This window comes from Kaistia sp. UC242_56 (assembly GCF_044452255.1).
GTDB lineage: Bacteria > Pseudomonadota > Alphaproteobacteria > Rhizobiales > Kaistiaceae > Kaistia > Kaistia defluvii_A.
In genome coordinates this window covers 3,822,985-3,842,654 of the sequence record NZ_JBIOAN010000002.1, presented here as the reverse complement: position 1 = coordinate 3,842,654, position 19,670 = coordinate 3,822,985, and the positions used below count along the sequence as shown (strand labels likewise).

21 protein-coding genes and 1 pseudogene are annotated in these 19,670 nt (G+C 65.9%); 9 read left to right on the top strand and 13 right to left on the bottom strand.

The window, feature by feature from the left end; translation table 11 throughout:
- Positions 1-18 precede the first annotated feature (18 nt).
- The 4 genes from minC to ACHMWQ_RS20830 all read left to right on the top strand — a co-directional run bounded on the left by minC (position 19) and on the right by ACHMWQ_RS20830 (position 2,483).
- The gene (gene minC / locus ACHMWQ_RS20845; protein ID WP_266329741.1) at positions 19-723 is read left to right on the top strand and encodes a septum site-determining protein MinC; all 705 of its coding nucleotides are present in this window, start codon (positions 19-21) and stop codon (positions 721-723) included.
- Positions 724-743: 20 nt separating this feature from the next.
- Positions 744-1,559, top strand: coding sequence for a septum site-determining protein MinD (minD, locus tag ACHMWQ_RS20840; protein WP_354550664.1), 816 nt, complete (start codon positions 744-746; stop codon positions 1,557-1,559).
- Positions 1,556-1,843 carry a cell division topological specificity factor MinE gene (gene minE / locus ACHMWQ_RS20835; RefSeq protein ID WP_354550662.1) on the top strand — a complete coding sequence of 96 codons (288 nt, stop codon included), beginning with the start codon at positions 1,556-1,558 and terminating at the stop codon, positions 1,841-1,843. Before minD ends, minE begins: the two co-directional genes overlap by 4 nt.
- A gap of 172 nt (positions 1,844-2,015) precedes the next feature.
- The gene (locus ACHMWQ_RS20830; protein WP_396308931.1) at positions 2,016-2,483 is read left to right on the top strand and encodes a DUF4126 family protein; all 468 of its coding nucleotides are present in this window, start codon (positions 2,016-2,018) and stop codon (positions 2,481-2,483) included.
- 110 nt (positions 2,484-2,593) lie between these two features.
- On the opposite strand, the gene ACHMWQ_RS20825 is transcribed toward ACHMWQ_RS20830, so the two are convergent.
- From ACHMWQ_RS20825 to ACHMWQ_RS20795, 7 genes and pseudogenes are all read right to left on the bottom strand, one after another.
- Positions 2,594-2,824, bottom strand: coding sequence for a SlyX family protein (locus ACHMWQ_RS20825; RefSeq protein ID WP_354550659.1), 231 nt, complete (start codon positions 2,822-2,824; stop codon positions 2,594-2,596).
- Positions 2,825-2,898: 74 nt separating this feature from the next.
- Positions 2,899-4,170 (bottom strand): RNA polymerase sigma factor, encoded by a 1,272-nt coding sequence (locus ACHMWQ_RS20820; RefSeq protein WP_396308930.1) that lies wholly within the window; start codon positions 4,168-4,170, stop codon positions 2,899-2,901.
- 55 nt (positions 4,171-4,225) lie between these two features.
- Positions 4,226-4,765 carry an SRPBCC family protein gene (locus ACHMWQ_RS20815; RefSeq protein ID WP_396308929.1) on the bottom strand — a complete coding sequence of 180 codons (540 nt, stop codon included), beginning with the start codon at positions 4,763-4,765 and terminating at the stop codon, positions 4,226-4,228.
- A gap of 23 nt (positions 4,766-4,788) precedes the next feature.
- Entirely contained in the window at positions 4,789-5,208 is a 420-nt protein-coding gene (locus ACHMWQ_RS20810) for a YciI family protein (protein WP_396308928.1), read from the bottom strand.
- Between the two features lie 41 nt (positions 5,209-5,249).
- A complete protein-coding gene (locus ACHMWQ_RS20805) occupies positions 5,250-5,381 on the bottom strand; it encodes a hypothetical protein (protein ID WP_396308927.1) in 132 nt (43 codons plus the stop codon).
- A gap of 15 nt (positions 5,382-5,396) precedes the next feature.
- Positions 5,397-5,444, bottom strand: a pseudogene (locus tag ACHMWQ_RS20800) (hypothetical protein); the annotation flags it as partial.
- Entirely contained in the window at positions 5,444-5,671 is a 228-nt protein-coding gene (locus ACHMWQ_RS20795) for a YciI family protein (protein WP_396308926.1), read from the bottom strand. The gene ACHMWQ_RS20795 and the pseudogene ACHMWQ_RS20800, both read right to left, overlap by 1 nt.
- A gap of 204 nt (positions 5,672-5,875) precedes the next feature.
- Between ACHMWQ_RS20795 and ACHMWQ_RS20790 the strand changes: the two genes are divergently transcribed.
- Positions 5,876-6,904 (top strand): Ldh family oxidoreductase, encoded by a 1,029-nt coding sequence (locus ACHMWQ_RS20790; protein WP_396308925.1) that lies wholly within the window; start codon positions 5,876-5,878, stop codon positions 6,902-6,904.
- Here the strand turns inward: ACHMWQ_RS20790 and ACHMWQ_RS20785 are convergent.
- Both ACHMWQ_RS20785 and ACHMWQ_RS20780 read right to left on the bottom strand, forming a co-directional pair.
- On the bottom strand, positions 6,891-7,847 hold the full coding sequence (locus tag ACHMWQ_RS20785; protein WP_396308924.1) for a DMT family transporter: 957 nt from the start codon (positions 7,845-7,847) through the stop codon (positions 6,891-6,893). The two genes, ACHMWQ_RS20790 and ACHMWQ_RS20785, sit on opposite strands and share 14 nt — an antisense overlap.
- A gap of 109 nt (positions 7,848-7,956) precedes the next feature.
- Positions 7,957-8,712 carry a helix-turn-helix domain-containing protein gene (locus ACHMWQ_RS20780; protein ID WP_396308923.1) on the bottom strand — a complete coding sequence of 252 codons (756 nt, stop codon included), beginning with the start codon at positions 8,710-8,712 and terminating at the stop codon, positions 7,957-7,959.
- A 97-nt stretch (positions 8,713-8,809) separates the two neighbouring features.
- Between ACHMWQ_RS20780 and uvrB the strand changes: the two genes are divergently transcribed.
- Complete coding sequence (gene uvrB, locus ACHMWQ_RS20775; protein ID WP_396308922.1) at positions 8,810-11,638, top strand: excinuclease ABC subunit UvrB; 2,829 nt, start codon at positions 8,810-8,812, stop codon at positions 11,636-11,638.
- Positions 11,639-11,902: 264 nt separating this feature from the next.
- Here the strand turns inward: uvrB and ACHMWQ_RS20770 are convergent, their stop codons facing one another.
- Entirely contained in the window at positions 11,903-12,619 is a 717-nt protein-coding gene (locus ACHMWQ_RS20770; RefSeq protein WP_354550643.1) for an MgtC/SapB family protein, read from the bottom strand.
- A gap of 85 nt (positions 12,620-12,704) precedes the next feature.
- Positions 12,705-13,430 (bottom strand): phytochelatin synthase family protein, encoded by a 726-nt coding sequence (locus tag ACHMWQ_RS20765; RefSeq protein WP_396308921.1) that lies wholly within the window; start codon positions 13,428-13,430, stop codon positions 12,705-12,707.
- A gap of 604 nt (positions 13,431-14,034) precedes the next feature.
- Between ACHMWQ_RS20765 and chvE the strand changes: the two genes are divergently transcribed.
- From chvE to mmsB, 3 genes are all read left to right on the top strand, one after another.
- On the top strand, positions 14,035-15,105 hold the full coding sequence (chvE, locus tag ACHMWQ_RS20760) for a multiple monosaccharide ABC transporter substrate-binding protein (RefSeq protein ID WP_396308920.1): 1,071 nt from the start codon (positions 14,035-14,037) through the stop codon (positions 15,103-15,105).
- A 106-nt stretch (positions 15,106-15,211) separates the two neighbouring features.
- Positions 15,212-16,744 carry a multiple monosaccharide ABC transporter ATP-binding protein gene (gene mmsA, locus ACHMWQ_RS20755; protein WP_396308919.1) on the top strand — a complete coding sequence of 511 codons (1,533 nt, stop codon included), beginning with the start codon at positions 15,212-15,214 and terminating at the stop codon, positions 16,742-16,744.
- Complete coding sequence (gene mmsB / locus ACHMWQ_RS20750) at positions 16,741-18,033, top strand: multiple monosaccharide ABC transporter permease (RefSeq protein ID WP_396308918.1); 1,293 nt, start codon at positions 16,741-16,743, stop codon at positions 18,031-18,033. Before mmsA ends, mmsB begins: the two co-directional genes overlap by 4 nt.
- 283 nt (positions 18,034-18,316) lie before the next feature.
- On the opposite strand, the gene ACHMWQ_RS20745 is transcribed toward mmsB, so the two are convergent.
- Entirely contained in the window at positions 18,317-19,144 is an 828-nt protein-coding gene (locus ACHMWQ_RS20745; protein ID WP_396308917.1) for an SDR family NAD(P)-dependent oxidoreductase, read from the bottom strand.
- A 130-nt stretch (positions 19,145-19,274) separates the two neighbouring features.
- Complete coding sequence (locus tag ACHMWQ_RS20740) at positions 19,275-19,550, bottom strand: TM2 domain-containing protein (RefSeq protein WP_354550633.1); 276 nt, start codon at positions 19,548-19,550, stop codon at positions 19,275-19,277.
- Between the last annotated feature and the right edge of the window lie 120 nt (positions 19,551-19,670).

Genomic DNA, 19,670 nt, shown 5'->3' with positions numbered 1-19,670 from the left:
AGAAGGCAAAGAGCGACCGTGGCTACTCCCGCTTCCAAACAACGCGCAGCAATCCGGTTCCGGGGAAGGTCCTTCCTCGCTACCGTCCTGGCGCCCGAGCTTCCGCTGGCCGATTGGCTGGCCGAACTCGACAAGCTTTCCAAACGTTCCGAGGGCTACTTCGCCAGTCGCCCCGTCATTCTCGACGTCACCGGCCTCGCCATCACCAAGCGCGACTTCGCAGAGCTGATCGCCATGCTCTACGAGCGCGAGATCAAGGTGATGGGAGTCGAGGGCGCCGATCCGTCCTGGCTCGGCTTCGGCATGCCGCCATCCGTCAGTGGTGGCAAGCAGACCGAAATCCTGCACAAGCCGTCCGCCGAGCCACCCAAGAACAGCTTCGTGGACCGCGCGGTCCCGTCGCTGCTGATCGAGACGCCGGTCCGTTCCGGCCAGTCGATCATCTTCCCGCAGGGCGACGTGACCGTGGTCGGCTCCGTCGCCTCGGGCGCGGAGATCATCGCCGGCAACTCGATCCATATCTACGGCACGCTGCGCGGTCGCGCGATCGCCGGGTCGACCGGCAATGCCGGGGCGCGGATCTTCTGCCAGAAATTCGAGGCCGAACTGATCGCCATCGACGGCCTCTACCAGACTGCGGATGACCTGGATGCGAGCCTTCGCGGCCGATCGGTCCAGGCCTGGCTCGCAAATGACAAGATGAACATGGCGGCGCTGGCCTGAGCCAGCAAGGAGCACAAGCAATGTCTCAGGTTCTCGTTGTGACATCGGGCAAGGGCGGGGTGGGCAAGACGACGTCCACCGCCGCCATCGGCGCTGCATTGGCCCTGTCCGGCCAGAGGGTTGCCGTCGTCGATTTCGATGTCGGCCTGCGCAATCTCGATCTCGTCATGGGCGCGGAGCGCCGCGTGGTCTACGACCTCATCAACGTCGTGCAGGGCGAAGCCAAGCTCCAGCAGGCGCTGATCCGCGACAAGCGGCTCGACACGCTCTATGTGCTGCCCGCCTCGCAGACCCGCGACAAGGATGCGCTCACCGAAGAGGGCGTCGCCCGCGTCATGGAAGAGCTGCGCGGCCATTTCGACTGGGTCGTCTGCGACAGCCCGGCCGGCATCGAGCGCGGCGCCATGCTGGCCATGCGCCATGCCGACGTCGCCATCGTCGTCACCAATCCGGAAGTCTCGTCGGTGCGCGATTCCGATCGCATCATCGGCATGCTGGATTCGAAGACGGTCAAGGCCGAGAAGGGCGAGTACATGGAGAAGCATCTCCTGCTCACCCGGTACGACGCAGCCCGGGCCGAGCGTGGCCAGATGCTGAAGGTCGAGGACGTTCTCGAGATCCTGTCGATCCCGCTGCTCGGCATCATTCCCGAGAGCGAGGCCGTCCTGAACGCCTCGAATGTCGGCTGCCCGGTCACGCTGGTCGACACGGACAGCGCTCCGGCGCGCGCCTATCTCGACGCGGCCCGCCGCCTCGAAGGCGAGACCATCCCGATGGTCGTTCCGGCTGAGCGGCGCGGCTTCATGAGCAAGCTTTTCGGTCGGAGGGCTGCATGACGATCTTCAACTTCTTCAAGCCTTCGCGTTCTTCCGCGCCGGTGGCACGCGACCGGCTGCAGATTCTGCTGCAGCACGAGCGGGTCACGGCAGGCGCCAGCGACCTGATCGCCAAGCTCCGGGAAGAGATCCTCGGCGTGATCGCCCGCCACGTCGACATCCCGGCCGACAAGGTCCAGGTGAAGATGCAGCGCGGCGATGCCGTCTCGACGCTGGAGGTCGAGATCGAACTGCCGAACCCGATCCGCCAGCGGCGGAAAGAGGGCGCCGAGGCAGCCGCTTAACCCAGAAGGCCGGCATCGTTGCCGGCTTTTTCATGCGCGTCCGCGCAAGCTTGATCGGGGCGTGGCATCAACCGGCGGAAGCCGGAGGATTTCTTTCCGACGTTGACGATTTTTCTGGCCAAGGCTACCGGAAATCCCGCACCTATGGTTGTGGGCAACGAAGGGGGACAGCATGTTCATTTACGTTCTGGCACTTCTAATCGGCGTCGTCGCGGGGCTCCGCGCCATGACCGCGCCGGCCGCGGTCGCCTGGGCCGCCTATCTCGGCTGGATCAACCTGGATGGCAGCTGGCTCTCCTTCCTGAGCCACTGGCTGGCGCCGCTGATCCTCACCTTGCTCGCCATCGTCGAGCTGATCACCGACCAGTTGCCGTCGACGCCGAGCCGCAAGGTGCCGGTGCAGTTCGGGACGCGCATCTTCATGGGCGCCGTCTGCGGCGCGGCGATCGGCTTCGCCGGCGGGGTCTGGATCGTCGGCCTGATCGCCGGGGCGATCGGCGCCGTCATCGGTACGCTGGGTGGCTATGAGGCGCGCCGTAGCCTCGTCGCGGCGACGGGCGGCAAGGACCTCGCGATCGCGCTGCTCGAGGACGGCATCGCCATCGCCGTAGCGCTCTGGGTCGTCGCCTACGTCACCTGAGTGTTCGGCCTGCAGCGCGACGCGCGAGCGGGGCACGCACTATCCTTCACCTCTCCCTGAGGGAGAGGTGAGATGGGGGCTGTTTCACCCTTCAATGTCCCGAGTGGCCGTCAATAATGCGGCGGCGGGGGCTCGGGCAGGCCGGGGCGGCCGATCTGTTCGGTCGTCTCGCGCAATTGGTCGGTCAGCTGGGAAATCTTGCGGGTCAGGAAATCGATCTGCTTCCACTGCGCGGTGATCGCGCTGTTCAGATCCTCGATCGTCTCGTCCTGATAGGCGATGCGGATTTCCAGCGCCTCGATTCGGCTGGCAAGAGCGCCGCCAGCGTCCGTGTCGGTCATCCGATCCTCCTGTGCCACAGCGCTGCTCCCTACGGCGTGTCGGCTTCCGGCGCAAGGGCGGGCGAGGGCCAGGCTCAAACGGCGATGCCATTGGCACAGGTCGCGGCGCGATCGAGCAGCAGCTGGCGCTCGCGCATGTTGCGGGTGAGGGCGGCGGCGCGTTCGAAATCGGCCTGCGCCTCGGCGAGGCGGCCGAGCTTCATCAGCAGATCGGCGCGGACGCCCGGCAGCAGATGCGAAGTGGCAAGCACCGGCTCGTTCGCCAGCGTTTCGACAAGGGCGAGGCCGGCTGCCGGCCCTTCGGCCATGGCGACGGCGACGGCGCGGTTTAGCTCGACGACGGGCGAGGGCGCGATCCGGGCCAGTTCGGCGTAGAGGCTGGCGATGCGGCCCCAATCGGTCTGCTCGGCGGTCGGCGCGCGGGCATGGCAGGCCGCGATCGCCGCCTGCAGCGTATAGGTGCCGCGGGGGCCGAGCGCTTCGGCGCGGGTCAGCGCCGCGAGGCCGCGACGGATCAGCAGGTGATCCCAGCGCGTGCGGTTCTGATCCATCAGCAGCACCGGTTCGCCGTTCGGGCCGACCCGGGCGGCGAAGCGCGACGCCTGGATTTCCATCAGCGCGACGAGGCCATGCACGTCCGGCTCATTCGGCGCGAGGCCGGCCAGGATGCGGCCGAGGCGAACCGCCTCGTCGGCCAGTTGCGGGCGGATCCAGTCCTCGCCGGCGGTGGCCGAATAGCCCTCGTTGAAGATCAGGTAGATGACCTCGATCACCGAGGCGAGGCGCTTGGCCCGCTCGTCGCCGCGCGGCACTTCATAGGGCACGTTGGCATCGGCGAGCGTGCGCTTGGCCCGCACGATGCGCTGCGCCACGGTCGGCTCGGGCACGAAGAAGGCGCGGGCGATCTCGCCGGTCGAAAGCCCGCCGATCAGCCGCAGCGTCAGGGCGACGCGAGCCTCGGCGGAGAGGATCGGATGGCACGCCGTGAAGACCAGCTTCAGCAGGTCGTCGCCAATGTCGTCGTCGAGCCGCGCCTCGAGCGCATCGACGACGCTGTCCTGGTCGAGATCGCTGATATAGCCGATCTCGGCGTGCTTCTCGTCGGCCAGCTTGCGGTGGCGGATGCGGTCGATGGCGCGCCGCTTGGCGGTCGCCATCAGCCAGGCGCCGGGATTGTCGGGAATGCCGGTTTCCGGCCAGCGTTCCAGCGCCGCCACCAGCGCATCCTGCGCCAGCTCCTCGGCCTGGCTGATGTCGCGCAGCATGCGCGCAAGGCTGGCGACGAGCTTTGCCTGCTCGATCCGCCAGACCGCGCTGATCGCCTGATGGGTTTCGGTACGTGTCACGGCTGCGGATCAGGCCACGTCCCGTCGGCAGACGCAAGACACGCGGCGCGAGGACCTATCGTCCCTCCGTCGCCATCTTGAGATTGGCGAGGCCGGTCGCGAAATCGCGGCCGATCAGATGGTCCATGTCGACGAATATTCCGAACAGCTTGCCGATGAACGGCGTCGGGCCTTCCATGCTCCAGCGCACGCGTGTGGCGTCGCCATCCGGCTCCAGCGTGAATTCGGTGAGGTTGCTGGCTCGCATCGGCCTGGTGAAGTCGAGGCGAATGCGGACGAGGGAAGGCGGCGCGGTGTCGGCGATCTCCATCCGTCCGGCGCCAGCCTTGCCGTCCCCGCTCCACTGGTAGACCGCGCCCTTGCCGGCCGGTGCGCCATCGAAGCTTCGCTTCATGGTCGGGTCGATCGTTTCATAGGGCGACCATTCGGCCCAGCGATGGAAATCGTTGATCAGCGGAAAGATCGCGGCCGCCGGCGCCTGGATGCGCGCCTGGCGCTCGACGCGCAGGCGGCCCGGAAGCGTCGCGGCATAAGCGAGGACCGCAAGGATCGCGACGACCAGAATGATCGCCGCGATGAGAAGGAATTTGAGCATGATGGTCTTCCGGCCGGCGCAGGCTAGCGCCCGGCCGAGCCCCCCTGCATGGTCTCGAAGCCGGCGGCGGCTTGCTGCACGTCGGCGGGGAAGTCCTCCATTTCCTGGACCTGGCGGACCTCGATGATCTCGTTGTCGCCGGCCGGGCACCGGCTGGCCCATTCGATCGCTTCGGCGCGCGACTTGACGTTGATCATCCAGTAGCCGCCAAGCACCTCCTTGGCCTCCGCGAATGGGCCGTCGCTGACCCTGGGCTTGCCGCCCTGAAAGTTGACCCGCGCGCCCATGGAGGGCGGATGCAGGCCGTTGCACGAGAGCAGGATGCCGGCGTCCTGCAGGGCCTGATTGTATTTCATCATCTGGGCCACGGCGTCCGCCTCCGGCATGGTGCCCGGCGTCGCGGTCTCGTAGCCCTTGGGGATCATCAGCATCATGAAGCGCATGGTCTTGTCCTGTTCTGCGTGGTGGGGTCGTGCGGGAATGTTCAAGCGGGCCTTGCGCCCGCTTCCATCTGGCGGAGGCGATCGATCGCCTCGCTGGGTCCGAAATCCTCGAGTTCAAACAGCTGCCGCAGCTCGATCTCGCCCTCCTTGCCGTCACCGGCGGGGTTCGGCATCCGCTTCGCCCACTCGATCGCCTCGTCGCGTGATTTGACCTCGATGATCGTGTAGCCGGCGATCAGTTCCTTCGCTTCGGCGAAGGGGCCGTCGATGACGGAGCGCTGGCCGCGGGCGGAAAGAGGATCCGGGCGCCTTTGGAGGAGGGCTGGAGGCCGGAAGCATCGAGAAGGGCGCCGGCCTTGGCGAGTTCTTCGTGATAGGCCGTCATCTCGGCAATCCGCCTTTCTTCCGGCATCACGCCGGCTTCCGTGTCGTTGTTGGCCTTGACGAGGATCATGAACCGCATGGCGAACTCCTCTGGATCGGGTGCCTTGGCGAGCCGGGCAGCTCCGGCTTCTGACAACACGACGGATGACCGACAGCGGGATCGACAGGGCGCGATGCCAATTTTCGCCAATCGACCGGAGAGGGCTTCCCGCCCGTCACGTTGTCGGCGCTCCGGGGCGCTGGTAGACAGGCACCAACGCGATATTGGGCAGGATGGCACGATTTGAACCAGGCACATTCCGGCGACACGGTCGCCCTCGAGCTCGACCAGGTATTCGAACTCTCGAAGTCCGTGCTGATTGCGGCCGGGCTCAGCGAAGCCCAGGCCACGCCGGTCGCCCGCGTCATCACCGAGGGACAGCGCGATGAATGCCATTCGCATGGCCTGTTCCGGCTGCCGGGCTGCGTCCAGACGATCAACCATCCGCGCTTCAATCGAGCCGCCGCGCCGGTTGTCGAGAACACCACGGCGGCGGTGACCAAGGTCGATGCCGGCTTCGGCTTCTCGCTGCCGGCCTTCGAGGCGGCATTGCCGACTTTCGTGGAGAAGGCCAAGTCGATCGGCGTCGCCGTGCTGGCGATCAATCATTGCTTCCACTTCTCGGCGCTCTGGCCCGAGATCGAGATGCTGACGGCGCAGGGACTGGTCGCCATCGCCATGACGCCGAGCCATAGCTGGGTCGCGCCGGCGGGCGGCACCAAGGGAGCGCTCGGCACCAACCCGATCGCCTTCGGCTGGCCGCGCGAAGGGCAGAATCCCTATGTGTTCGACTTCGCCACCAGCGCGATCGCGCGCGGCGACATCTCGCTGCACAAGATGGCCGGTAAGCCGCTGCAGCCGGGGTGGGCGATCGACGCGGACGGCAATCCCACCACCGATGCGGCGGCAGCCCTCAATGGCGCGATGCTGACCTTCGGCGGACACAAGGGCTCCGCGCTCTCGACGATGATCGAGCTGCTGGCCGGGCCGCTGATCGCCGACATGACCAGCCTTGAATCGATGGATTTCGACGATGGCGTCAAGGCGGCGCCGGCGCATGGCGAGATCCTGATGGCCTTCGATCCGAAGATCCTCGGCGGCACGCGCGACAACCAGGCGAGCAGCGAGCGGCTCTTCTCGGCGATTTCCGACCAGGGCGCGCGGCTACCCTCGCTTCGGCGCTACGAGGCGCGGGCACGCAGCCTGGCGCATGGCGTGCGGATCCCGCGCCATCTCTATGAGCAGATCATGAGCCTGCCTAGGGCGGGCTGACCGCCGGCCGGTCGCCCTCGCGGGCGCGGTGCGCGGTGACGCAGGCGAGCACGCTCGCCACCACCAGGACGATGGCGACGCTTTCCAGCGTCGTCGGCAGGCGGCGTTCCCACAGGAATCCGTAGAGCAGCGCGAAGAGCGTCTCGAACAGGATCATCTGGCCGACCATGGTCAGCGGCATCAGGCGGCTCATCCAGTTCCAGCAGGCATTGCCGATGATGGAGGCGCAGAACGCGACGCCGGCCGCGACCCCGGCGAAGCGCAGCCACGCGTCGGCTTCGTGGGATTGCGCGCCGATCAGCAGCGCCGGCGGCAGCAGGAGCAGCGCCAGCCCCCCGGTGACCACGCCGGTCAGCAGGTTCCAGTCATAGGATGAGATATGCCGGACGCGGACCAGCCAGCGGGCATTGCCGACGGCATAGCTCGTCCAGGAGGCCAGCGCGCCGATGGCGCAGGCGAGGCCGACCAGTCCGCCCGGCCGCAGGCCCGCATCGATCGATCCGAGCGACTGCCAGCCGATGCAGAGAATCCCCGCCGTGCCGAGCACCAGCGACGGCGCCAGCCGGATCAAGGGCGTTGCGCCCTGGTCGCGGCTGCCGATCAGCGTGACCGCCACCGGCAGGAAGCCGATGATCAGCGAGGTCATGGCGATGCCGCCAAGCTGCACGGCGCTGGCGAGCAGGACGTAATAGATGATGTTGCCGAGCAGGCTGAGCCAGACCAGCGCTCCCCATTCGCGCGCGCCGAGGCCGCGGGTGAGCCGGCGCCAGCGCGGCGCGATCAGCGCGGTCGCGAACAGGCCATAGGCGAGATAGCGGGCGGCGGCGAGCTGCAGCGGCGTGAATTCGCGCACCAGCTGCGGGGCGAGGAACACCAGGCCCCACAGCGCGCCGGCCGCGACGCCGCAGCCCACTCCAATCCACATCCTGCCGTCGCTTGTCACGATCATCTCCCGGAAAGACCCGGTGATGTCATGTCGGGCTGCGCGGTTCTCGGCCGAAGCTATCGCATTTTAGGCCCGGCCTCGCCAAGCGCGTTCGGCGCGCTGTCCGTCAACGGGACAGGCCTTCGGCGCGCCTTTGGCGGCGATAGGCGGCGGGCGTCAGGCCGGTGGCGCGGCGCATGGCGCGGGTCAGCGCGTTCTGGTCGGAATAGCCGGCGCGAAAGGCGAGTTCGGCGATCGGCGCATCCGATGTCGCCAGCCATTCGCGCACTCGCTTCAGGCGCAATTCCGACAGCCAGGCCGCCGGCGTCGTGTCGAGTTCGCTGCGGAACAGCGCATGCAGGCGGCTGACGCTCATCGCGGTGCGCTCGGCCATCGCCTCGGTGGTCCAGGAACGGTCGGGCGCCGCCTCGATCTGGCCGAGCAGGGCGGCCAGCCGCGATTGCGGCCGGGCCGGCGCCTGCACCAGCGCATCGAGCAGCAGCGGCAGCCAGTGTTCCAACTGGTCGCCGCGCGCGCCGCCACCGCCAGCCACGAAGCTCATATAGTCGACCAGCCGGTTCGCCGCCGGCGCCAGCGGCAGGAAGGGGCGGGCGACGAGGCGGTCGGCGACTTCCGGATCCAGGCTGGCGAGGTCGAGGTCGACGATCAGCGAGCGATTGGCGCGGTCGCCTGCCTGCGAATGCGGCGCGCCGGTCTCGACGAAGGCGGCGCGAAACGCATCGAGTCGCTGTTCCCGTCCGGCGATGTCGATGGCCAGCGTTCCCTTCAGCGGCAGGACCAGCTGCGCGAAATCGTGCCGATGCGGATCGCTGGCGCCGCCATAGCTGCGGATATCGAGGTTGAGGAGGGCGTTCTGGCGCATCCCCCGACTATATCAGTCTCGTGCCGGCATTCCGAAGCGGCAAACTTTGCATCCGACCTCTTCAAATTCGCATCCGGACGTTCTACTTTTCGTACCCATGGCCAAGCGTCCCAAAACTTCCGGCTTCGGCGAAGCGCCGCAGGCTCCGCTCGAAGGTACTCCCCTGTCGGGCAACATCGCCGACTGGATGGAGGAGATCGCGCGCGCGGCGGATGCCGAGCCGATCGCCCCCAAGCCGAAGCGCGCCCCGCGCGCCCGTCCCGAGCGCATGCAACTGGTTGACCTGCCGGTCGATGCCGGTCGCAAGGCGAAGGGCAAGAAGACCGATAAGAAGGCGGAAGGCGACACGCACAAGTCCGGGCGCGGCACGTCGATCGGCGTGGCGGCGACGGCGCGCGAGCGCGCGGCCAGCGGCCTCAACCCGGTTTCCGGCCTGGAGATCAGCCTCGAGGAAGCGGAATCGATGTCCGCCTCGTCGGTGACGGCGACGGTCGCGGCGCTTTCGGCGCTGATCGAGACCGGCCGTCCCGAAATCAAGGACAAGACCTGGGTGCCGCACCGGCCGCCGCGGCCGGAGAAGTCGGAAGGCGGCAAGCCGTTCCAGATCGTCTCGCCCTTCGAGCCGCGCGGCGACCAGCCGAATGCGATCCGCGAACTGGTGGCCGGCGTGGCCGAGCAGGAGCGCGACCAGGTGCTGCTCGGCGTCACCGGCTCCGGCAAGACCTTCACCATGGCCAAAATCATCGAGGAGACGCAGCGGCCCGCTCTGATCCTTGCGCCGAACAAGACGCTCGCCGCCCAGCTCTATGGCGAGTTCAAGTCGTTCTTTCCGGAGAACGCCGTCGAATATTTCGTCTCCTATTACGATTATTACCAGCCGGAAGCCTATGTGCCGCGCACGGATACCTTCATCGAGAAGGAATCCTCCGTGAACGAGCAGATCGACCGCATGCGCCATTCGGCGACGCGTTCGCTGCTGGAGCGCGACGACGTCATCATCGTCGCCTCGGTTTCCTGCATCTACGGTATCGGCTCGGTCGAGACCTATACGGCGATGACCTTCGGCATCACGCTGGGCGAGAAGCTCAACCAGCGTCAGTTGCTCGCCGACTTGGTGGCGCTGCAATACAAGCGCCAGGACCTGAACTTCGTGCGTGGCTCCTTCCGGGTGCGCGGCGACACGGTCGAAATCTTCCCGGCCCACTTGGAGGACCGCGCCTGGCGCCTGTCGCTGTTCGGCGACGAGGTCGAGAGCATCACCGAGTTCGATCCCTTGACCGGGCAGAAGACGGCCGAGCTCAAATTCGTCAAGGTCTACGCCAACTCGCACTATGTGACGCCGAAGCCGACGCTCAACCAGGCGATCGCCTCGATCAAGCAGGAGCTGCGCCTGCGTCTAGCCGAGCTGGAGGCGGCCGGCCGCCTGCTGGAAGCGCAGCGGCTGGAGCAGCGCTGCCGTTTCGACATCGAGATGATCGAGGCAACCGGCGCCTGCGCCGGCATCGAGAACTATTCGCGCTATCTCACCGGCCGCCTGCCGGGCGAGCCGCCGCCGACCCTGTTCGAATACCTTCCCGACAACGCGCTTGTCTTCACCGACGAGAGCCACGTCACCATCCCGCAGATCGGCGGCATGTATCGCGGCGACTTCAGGCGCAAGGCGACGCTGGCCGAATATGGCTTCCGCCTGCCTTCCTGCATGGACAACCGGCCGCTGCGCTTCGAGGAATGGGACGCGATGCGCCCGCAGACGGTGCACGTCTCGGCAACGCCCGGTAGCTGGGAGATGGAAGCGACCGGCGGTGTCTTCACCGAGCAGGTCATCCGCCCGACCGGGCTGATCGATCCGCCGGTCGAGATCCGCACCGCCAAGACGCAGGTCGACGACCTGCTCGGCGAAGTGCGCGAGACCGCCAAGAAGGGCTACCGCACGCTGGTCACGACCTTGACCAAGCGCATGGCCGAGGACCTGACGGAATATCTGCACGAGAACGGCGTTCGCGTCCGCTACATGCACTCCGACGTCGAGACGCTGGAGCGCATCGAGATCATCCGCGACCTGCGGCTCGGCGCCTTCGACGTGCTGATCGGTATCAACCTGCTGCGCGAAGGCCTCGACATCCCGGAATGCGGCCTCGTCGCCATCCTGGATGCGGACAAGGAAGGCTTCCTGCGCTCCGAGACGTCGCTGATCCAGACCATTGGCCGCGCCGCGCGTAATGTCGACGGCAAGGTTATCCTGTATGCCGATCGCATCACCGGCTCGATGGAGCGGGCGATGGGCGAGACCGAGCGTCGCCGCGAAAAGCAGATGGCCTACAACATCGAACACGGCATCACGCCGGCTTCGATCAAGCGCGATATCGGCGACATCCTGTCCTCGGTCTACGAGCAGGATCACGTCACGGTTGATGCCGGCCTCGCCGATACGGCGCTTGTCGGCAACAATCTGAAGACGCATCTCGACGCGCTCGAAAAGAAGATGCGCGACGCCGCCATGAACCTCGAATTCGAGACGGCGGCCCGCCTGCGCGACGAGATCAAGCGCCTGAAGGAGACGGAACTGGCCATTGCCGACGATCCGCTGGCGCGGCAGTCGGCGATCGACGATCGCACCGGCGGTTATCGCGGCGATCGCAAATATGGCAGCGCCGCCAACCTGCCGCCGGAACCCGCGACGCGGGCCCGCAAGAACGATCTCGACGAGATGACGGTGAAGCGCACCGAGATCCCCGTCGCGACGCGGGCGCGCAAGCCGCATCTGGACGAGATGGGCGCGAGTTCGAACATGACCTCGGTCGCCGCCGACGAACATGAGCGCCCGCAGCGGCCTGATCCGATGACGACCAATCATCGGCCGGGCGGGCGTTCGGTCGGTGGCCGGGCGGGCAGTTCGGCCGGCCGCAAGGGACCGAAGCGGCGATAAGGGTCGGGCTCCGTCCGCTCCCTCGCCCGCGCGGTGGGAGTGGGGCGGTGGTGAGGAGTTGCTTTCCTTTCTTGAACCCTCCCCTTGAGGGAGGGTCGAAAACGCTCTTCGCGTTTTCGGGGAGGGGCGATTTACCGGGCGGCTGCTGTCTGATGCATGGCCTACTCGGCGGTTCCACGACGAACCCCTCCCCAAAACCGCATCTCGCTTTGGCCCTCCCTCAAGAGGAGGGTTCAGACGGAGGCCGGTCGCAGAGCGCGGGCCTCAGTCCTTGGTGCTGATCGCCCAGGAGGCGTGGATGACGCCGGGCAGGCTGCCGATCCGGCGGGCCACGGCGTCCATCTCCGCGGCGTTGACGGCGGTATTGACCAGCGTCGCGACGATTTCGGCGAGGTTCTCGCCGCGATCGACGACTTCGAGATCGCCGGCCGGATAGTGCGCCTTTTCGAGCATGTCGGCGACGATGGTGCGCAGCCGCGGCAGGTCGCTGTCGCGCACCGTGACGGTCACCTCATAGGTCGCCTCGGATGCCTCCTCGTTGAGCGGAATGCGGTTGATGGCATTGACCAGCGGCCGCAGCAGCGTGTTACCGGCGATGACGAACACCGTGACCAGGGCCGCATGCGCGATCATGTCGGCGCCGGCACAGGCGCCGATCGCCGCCGCGCACCAGAGCGTCGCGGCTGTGTTGAGGCCCCGGACGTTCATGCCCTCGCGCATGATCGCGCCGGCTCCGAGAAAGCCGACACCGGAAACGACATAGGAGATGACCCGGACCGCTTCCGCCGGGCCGGTGATCGCCATGGCGAGATCGACGAAGGCGGCCGCGCCGACGGCGACCAGCACGTTGGTCCGCAATCCGGCGGTGCGCTGGCGATACTGGCGCTCGGCACCGACCGCCGTGCCGAAGATGAAGGCGGCCGTCAGGCTGACGACGGTGTCGAGGAAGGGCCAGAACTCGAAGACTTCAATGAAACGCACGGTCGGTCCTGCCAGTGACGAGGCGAATCAGACGGCTCATCCTAGCCGAGAGCGGCTGGACCTTCATGACGGCAGGGGCGGCTCGTCAGGGCGAGGGTGGTTTCGATACCAGCACGTAGCCCCGCGTCCGGTTGCCATTGTCGGCGTCGGGCGTGTTCATCGCGGCGAAGAGGTCGGCGGCGGTGACCCAGACGGGCGGATATTTGTAACGGGCGACGTCGAGAATCAGGAAGCGGTCGCTGTCGGCGTCATAGGCGGCCAGCGGCGAGATGTGGCCGCCGAGTTCCTGCCGAATCGACTTGCGCAGGTAGTTGACGATAACGAACTGGCCGGGCGTTGCCAGATGCTTGCGCGCCGCGCTTCGGAACGCGTCGAGGCTCGTGTCCTCGGCATGGGTCACCGTGACGGTGAGCGGCTGGGTCGCCAGCACACCGCCCAACTGATCGAGCGTCATGCCCTGCATCAGGATGGTGCTGCGCTGGACCACGGCGTCGGTCTTCGCGTCGAGCAGGTTGTCCTGCGTGAAGGTCCGGTAGGGGCGGTATTCCGGGACGTCGGGCGCCGGCACGCCGGCTGCGTTCAGCACCATCACCATCGAGGCGACGCCGCAGAAGGACTGGGTCTTCTGGGTGACGAAATTCTGGACGAGCGGAAAATAGGCTTCGCGGGCTTCGGACTCGATCAGCAGGGCTTCGCCGCTCTCGGTCGCCGCGCCGACCAGGTTTGCCGGCAAGGGCAAAGTCTCGGCCCGGGCCTGTCCGGCCGAGACCAGGAGCAGAAGAAGCGCGACGCGCAGAGCCAAGGCGATCATGGTGGCGAACCCGAAGCTTTGATGATCCCGCTCGGTATCATGCCGCGCTTTTTGCTTCGGCGCGAGTCGGCGCCCCTGAAGCAATAGGGCACGGGCCGCCATGGTGGTGAATCCTGCTGCGGCAGATATGGCGCCTTGCCCGCTCGGTCGTCTGCCAGTAGTTCCCCTTACGGCATGCGGTTTGACTGTCTGCCGGATCGCGCAATTCCTGCGCTCCCTGGGGATATTCCGGTTCAGCGCCGCTTAGACCTGCGAGGCCGATCGCCTGATCGCGACGCAGCCGATCGGCATGACTTGCGAGGCGGGAAGCGCGACTCGGCGCGTTCATTCATCCGACTATTGCCAAGCGCTCTGAAATTACCGCCAAATTCACCGTGCAGGCGGAGTGGAAGCGCTACACGCAAAAACGTGTTTGACTGGAGGCCGAAATAAATCATACCAAGTCGTGCCGAGCGGAGTCTGGCCCGGTAGGGCGGGTGGACGAACGGCCGCAACCGAGAGGTTGCAGGGCATTGTGATCGTAGGTTCGTGAAGACAGAGCTCGCTGACACAAGCGGCTTGGCGACACGCGTGAGCAAACGTCGTACTATTAGGGAGAAGACGAATGAAGTTGTTCAAGTCCGCGCTCGCGGCAGTTACCGTCAGCATGCTGGCGCTCGCACCGGCAGCGCATGCAGAAGACAAGGGCCTGATCGGCGTCCTGATGCCGACGAAGACGTCGCAGCGCTGGATCAACGATGGCGACGCCGTCAAGTCCCAGCTCGAGGCCAAGGGCTACACGGTCGACCTGCAGTACGCTCAGGACGATATCCCGAACCAGCTCAGCCAGCTCGAGAACGAGATCACCAAGGGCCCGAAGGCCCTGATCATCGCCTCGATCGACGGCACGACGCTGTCGGACGCGCTGCAGAAGGCTGCCGACGCCGGTGTCGTCGTCGTCGCCTATGACCGCCTGATCAAGAAGACCCCGAACGTCGATTACTACACGACCTTCGACAATTTCGGCGTCGGCGTCATCCAGGCGACCTCGCTGGTCAAGGGCCTCAAGGAACGCTTCCCGGACACCAAGCCGTGGAACGTCGAGCTGTTCGGCGGTTCGCCGGACGACAACAACGCCTTCTTCTTCTATGACGGCGCCATGTCGGTCCTGCAGCCGCTGATCGATGACGGCTCCATCAAGATCGTCTCCGGCCAGGTCGGCATGGACAAGGTCGGCACGCTGCGTTGGCTCGCCGCCACCGCGCAGGCCCGCATGGACAACCTGCTGTCGGCCAACTACTCGGACGGCAAGCGCGTCGACGGCATCCTGTCGCCGTATGACGGCCTGTCGCGCGGCATCATCGCTTCGCTGCGTGGCGTCGGCTACGGCACCGCCGAGCAGCCCTGGCCGATCGTGACCGGCCAGGACGCCGAGACCGCTTCGGTCAAGGCGATCATCGCCGGCGAGCAGTACTCGACCGTGTTCAAGGACACCCGCGACCTCGCCAAGTCGACCGTCGAGCTCGTCGACACGGTCCTCTCGGGCGGCAAGCCGGAAAACCTCGACACCAAGACGTACAACAACGACGTCAAGGTCGTGCCCTCGATCCTGCTGACCCCGCATGAGGTCGACAAGACCAACTACGAGAAGCTCGTGGTTGAGTCGGGCTACATCAAGGCCGACGAACTCAAGTAATCACACGATCCAGATTGGGGGCCTCGCCCAGGCGAGGCCCCTTCTCGTCTGGCGGGCGAGGGGCTAACGTCCCCTGGTCCGTATACCTGCGCCGGAGCGGTCCGCCATGCCTTCCTATATTCTCGAGATGCGCGACATCACCAAGACCTTCCCAGGGGTCAAGGCGCTCTCCAACGTCAATCTCAAGGTCGAGGAAGGCGAAATCCACGCCATCTGCGGCGAGAACGGGGCCGGCAAGTCGACCCTGATGAAAGTGTTGTCGGGTGTCTATCCGTCCGGCGACTATGAAGGCCAGATCATCTATCGCGGCCAGGAATGCCACTTCAGGGGCATTCACGACAGCGAGGAGAAGGGCATCGTCATCATCCACCAGGAACTGGCCCTGGTCCCGATGCTGTCGATCGCCGAAAACATCTTCCTCGGCAACGAACACGCGAAGTTCGGCGTGATCGACTGGGGCGCGAACGAGAAGCGCACCCGCGCCCTGCTGAAGAAGGTCGGTCTCAGCGAGGACCCGAACACCCTGATCACCAATATCGGCACCGGCAAGCAGCAATTGGTCGAGATCGCCAAGGCGCTGAGCAAGGAAGTCGAACTGCTGATCCTGGACGAGCCGACGGCAAGTCTTTCCGAGAAGGACAGCCAGGCGCTGCTGGATCTGCTGCTGGAATTCAAGCGCGAGGGCATCACCTCGATCATCATTTCGCACAAGCTGAACGAGATCAATCGCGTCGCCGACCATGTCACGGTCATTCGCGACGGGCGCACGATCGAGACGCTGGATCGGAGCGAGATCAGCGAGGACCGGATCATCACCTCCATGGTGGGCCGCTCGCTCGAGGACCGCTATCCGCCGCGCGATCCCAAGATCGGCGAGGTCTTCTTCGAGGTGAAGAACTGGTCGGTCTACCATCCGCTGCATGCGGACCGGCAGGTCATCAAGAACATCAACCTGAATGTCCGCAAGGGCGAGGTCGTCGGCATTGCCGGACTGATGGGCGCCGGACGGACCGAATTCGCCATGAGCCTGTTCGGGCGCAGCTATGGCCGCAAGATCACCGGCGAGGTCGAACTGCACGGCAAGCCGGTCGACGTCTCGACGGTGGGCAAGGCGGTCAAGCAGGGCCTCGCCTATGTCACCGAGGACCGCAAGGTCTTCGGCCTCAACCTGATTGAAGACATCAAGAACAACATCACCATCGCCAATCTGAAGGGCGTGTCGACGAACGGCGTCATCAACGACCTCCGGGAACTCGACGTCGCCAACGAATACCGCACCAAGACCAACATCCGCTCGCCCAGCGTCTATCAGAAGACCGGCAATCTCTCGGGTGGCAACCAGCAGAAGGTGGTGCTGAGCAAGTGGCTCTTCGCCAATCCCGAAGTGCTGATTCTCGACGAGCCGACGCGCGGCATCGACGTCGGCGCCAAGTATGAGATCTACACGATCATTGCGCGGCTGGCGGCCGAGGGCCGGGCGATCATCGTCATCTCATCCGAAATGCCCGAGCTTCTTGGCATCTCCGACCGCATCTACGTCATGAACGAGGGTGCGATCGTCGGCGAGATGCCGGCGAGCGAGGCGAGCCAGGAAAAGATCATGCGCGCCATTGTGCGCGGAGAAGGAAAAGCAGCATGAGCACCGATACCGCTCCAAACCCCCAGACCGGCGTCGCCCAGGACGTCCCGACCGGCACCCGCGTCCCCGTTTCGTCGTTCGTCTCGAACCTGCGCGAATACGGGCTGATCCTGGCGCTGATCGCCATCATGGTGTTCTTCCAGCTGACGACCGGCACGCTGTTCAAGCCGGTCAATCTCAGCAATCTCGTGCAGCAGAACAGCTTCATCATCGTGATGGCGCTCGGCATGCTGCTCGTCATCGTCTCCGGCCATATCGACCTCTCCGTCGGCTCGGTCGCGGGCTTCATCGGCGCGCTGGCCGCGATGATGATGGTGATCTGGCCGCTGGGCGGCTTCTTCGCCAACCCGCTGGTCGTCGCCATCCTCTGCCTTATCGTCGGCGGCGCGATCGGCGCGGCGCAGGGCTACTGGATCGCCTATCACCGCATACCGAGCTTCATCGTCACGCTCGCCGGCATGCTGGTCTTCCGCGGCCTTTGCCAGGGACTACTGGGTGGCGGCTCGTCGGTCGGCCCGTTGCCGGATTCGTTCAAGGCCCTGAGCTCGGGCTTCCTGCCGGAAGTGCTCGGCACCTGGGTGCTGATCCCTCCGACGGTCAATGCCGCCGGCAAGACGGTTTTCGGCAGCGGCGTCACGCTCAACCTGACCACGCTCCTGCTCGGCGTCATCGCCGTGCTGGCCTATGCCGTTTCGGGCCTGCGCGCCCGCCGCACGCGCGAGCGTCATGGCTATGAGGCAGAGCCCTTCGTCCTTTTCGTCGTCAAGACGATCGTCGTCTCGGCGCTGGCGCTGTTCTTCGTCTACCAGTTCGCCGTCTATCGCGGCTTCCCCATCGTGCTGGTCGTCATGGGCATCCTGGTAGCGTTCTTCGTCTTCATCACGCGGCACACCACGATCGGCCGCCGCGTCTATGCGATGGGCGGAAACATCAAGGCGGCGCAGCTTTCGGGCATCAAGACCGAACGCCTGACCCTGCTCGTCTTCATCAACATGGGCGTGCTTTCGGCACTGGGCGGCCTGATCATCGCGGCGCGTCTTGGCCAGGCCGTGCCGGCCGCGGGTCTCGGCAGCGAGCTCGACGTCATCGCGGCGGTGTTCATCGGCGGTGCGTCCGCCATGGGCGGCGTCGGCCAGGTGATAAGCACCGTCGTCGGCGGCTTCATCATGGGCGTGATGAACAACGGCATGTCGATTATGGGCGTGAACGTCGACTGGCAGCAGGTGGTCAAGGGCCTCGTGCTGCTCGGCGCCGTGGTGTTCGACGTCTACAACAAGAACAAGGGCTGACGGCTTCCAAGCCGCGGCACGGTTCGAATGAAGAAGCCCCCGCTCGGTCGAGCGGGGGCTTTTTTGTTGGTCGGTGGTGGGGGGGGGCGGAAGTCGGAAGACCCTCACCCCAGCCCTCTCCCGCACGCGGGAGAGGGGGCTCGCCGAGCCCGCTTGGTTACGGCGCGCCCTGCCAACATAGACCCCCACCTCGACACCACGCCGCCCGAAAAGCCCTCGCCCGCTTGCGGGAGAGGGTTGGGTGAGGGCCTTGCTTGTCTGGATGCAGCGCCGAGCCTCGGCCTTACCCCTTCAAAAACGCCTTGAACTTGTCGCCGAAATCCTTGTGCCAGCGCGACAGCGGCGGGCGGTTTTCGACGATGTCGCCGGCGGCCCAGAGGATGCGCTTCTCGTCGGTGGCGCGGTCCACGTCATTGTCCGGGCAGAGGATGTAGAAATCGCCGCGATCGAGCGAGGCGATCATGAAGTCGACCGTCTGTTCCGGCGTCCAGGCGGCGGCCGGCTTCTCGGTGCGGTCGCCCTTGGTGAGGTAGGACCAGACGAAGCCCGGGATCAGCAGATGCGCCGTGACCTTGGCGCCCTCGATGTTGCGCAGTTCATGCGCCAGCGCTTCGGTCGCCACCTTCACGCCGGCCTTGGAGACGTTGTACCCCGCATCGCCCGGCGGCGTGGTGATGCCCTGCTTGGAGCCGGTGTTGATCACCAGCCCGGGCTCGGTGCCTTTCAGCATCTCGGGAACGAACACCTGCATGCCGTGCACGACGCCGAACAGATTGGTGCCGATCACGCGCTCCCAGTTTTCGAACGAACCGAGCACCGGGCCTGCGCCATCGGTGCCGGCATTGTTCATCAGCACATTGACCTTGCCGAAGCGCTGGTAGACCGCGTCCTTCAGGCGCTCGATGTCGTCGCGGCTGGCGACATTGGTGCGGACCGCCAGCACGTCGGGGCCGAGTTCAGCCGCCGCCGCGTCGAGCGCGTCCTGGCGATAATCGGCGATGGCCACCTTCATGCCCAGGGCCAGGAACTTCCTGGCGGCGGCGAGGCCGATGCCGGAGGCGCCGCCGGTGATCACGGCGACATGGTTCGGGGCGAGCGCAGGATGGGTCATGGCGTGGCGTCCGGGTTTGGGAATGGGCGCGTAGCTAAGGACGCCCGCGCCGGATTGTCCAGACGCCGTGGCAGATCCTCTCGACCGGCCAGGATTTCGCGCGAAAGTGGCGAGCGGCCTTTCGCGGCGCTCAGAACATCCCGGCCATCATCCGCTGGCGGATCTCGTTCTGGCGCTGGCGGATCATGCCCGGGATCAGGAAGGCATCGATCAGAAGCCAGATGAAGCCGATGGCGATGAAATAGCTGAGGATCTGCAGCACGGCGGTTCCCGGCCGGCCCAGATAGAAGCGGTGGGCCGAGACGAACCAGAGAAACAGCCAGAGCAGATAGGCGGTGGCCGTGCTCGGGCTCTCATTGGCCACGCGCATCTCGATCAGCATTTGTTGTTCGGTCGTCAGCGGCATCTATCTTCCCCTATCCGCGGCGACCATAACCGAACCGGGCAGAATAGGAAGGGACCCGCATCGCGTGTATCGCCATGCCGCAGGTCGCTGCCCGCGGCGGCTTCACTTTTCGCAAGAACG

Coding starts and splice junctions, on each gene's coding strand:
- ACHMWQ_RS20805 (WP_396308927.1), bottom strand. CDS start 5,381: ATGCCGAACCCCGCCGGTGACGGCAAGGAGGGCGAGATCGAGCTGCGG.
- chvE (WP_396308920.1), top strand. CDS start 14,035: ATGAAGTTGTTCAAGTCCGCGCTCGCGGCAGTTACCGTCAGCATGCTG.
- ACHMWQ_RS20795 (WP_396308926.1), bottom strand. CDS start 5,671: ATGCGGTTCATGATCCTCGTCAAGGCCAACAACGACACGGAAGCCGGC.
- mmsB (WP_396308918.1), top strand. CDS start 16,741: ATGAGCACCGATACCGCTCCAAACCCCCAGACCGGCGTCGCCCAGGAC.
- ACHMWQ_RS20745 (WP_396308917.1), bottom strand. CDS start 19,144: ATGACCCATCCTGCGCTCGCCCCGAACCATGTCGCCGTGATCACCGGC.
- mmsA (WP_396308919.1), top strand. CDS start 15,212: ATGCCTTCCTATATTCTCGAGATGCGCGACATCACCAAGACCTTCCCA.
- minE (WP_354550662.1), top strand. CDS start 1,556: ATGACGATCTTCAACTTCTTCAAGCCTTCGCGTTCTTCCGCGCCGGTG.
- ACHMWQ_RS20810 (WP_396308928.1), bottom strand. CDS start 5,208: ATGCGCTTCATGATGCTGATGATCCCCAAGGGCTACGAGACCGCGACG.
- ACHMWQ_RS20780 (WP_396308923.1), bottom strand. CDS start 8,712: ATGCGCCAGAACGCCCTCCTCAACCTCGATATCCGCAGCTATGGCGGC.
- uvrB (WP_396308922.1), top strand. CDS start 8,810: ATGGCCAAGCGTCCCAAAACTTCCGGCTTCGGCGAAGCGCCGCAGGCT.
- ACHMWQ_RS20830 (WP_396308931.1), top strand. CDS start 2,016: ATGTTCATTTACGTTCTGGCACTTCTAATCGGCGTCGTCGCGGGGCTC.
- ACHMWQ_RS20740 (WP_354550633.1), bottom strand. CDS start 19,550: ATGCCGCTGACGACCGAACAACAAATGCTGATCGAGATGCGCGTGGCC.
- ACHMWQ_RS20825 (WP_354550659.1), bottom strand. CDS start 2,824: ATGACCGACACGGACGCTGGCGGCGCTCTTGCCAGCCGAATCGAGGCG.
- ACHMWQ_RS20765 (WP_396308921.1), bottom strand. CDS start 13,430: ATGATCGCCTTGGCTCTGCGCGTCGCGCTTCTTCTGCTCCTGGTCTCG.
- ACHMWQ_RS20815 (WP_396308929.1), bottom strand. CDS start 4,765: ATGCTCAAATTCCTTCTCATCGCGGCGATCATTCTGGTCGTCGCGATC.
- minD (WP_354550664.1), top strand. CDS start 744: ATGTCTCAGGTTCTCGTTGTGACATCGGGCAAGGGCGGGGTGGGCAAG.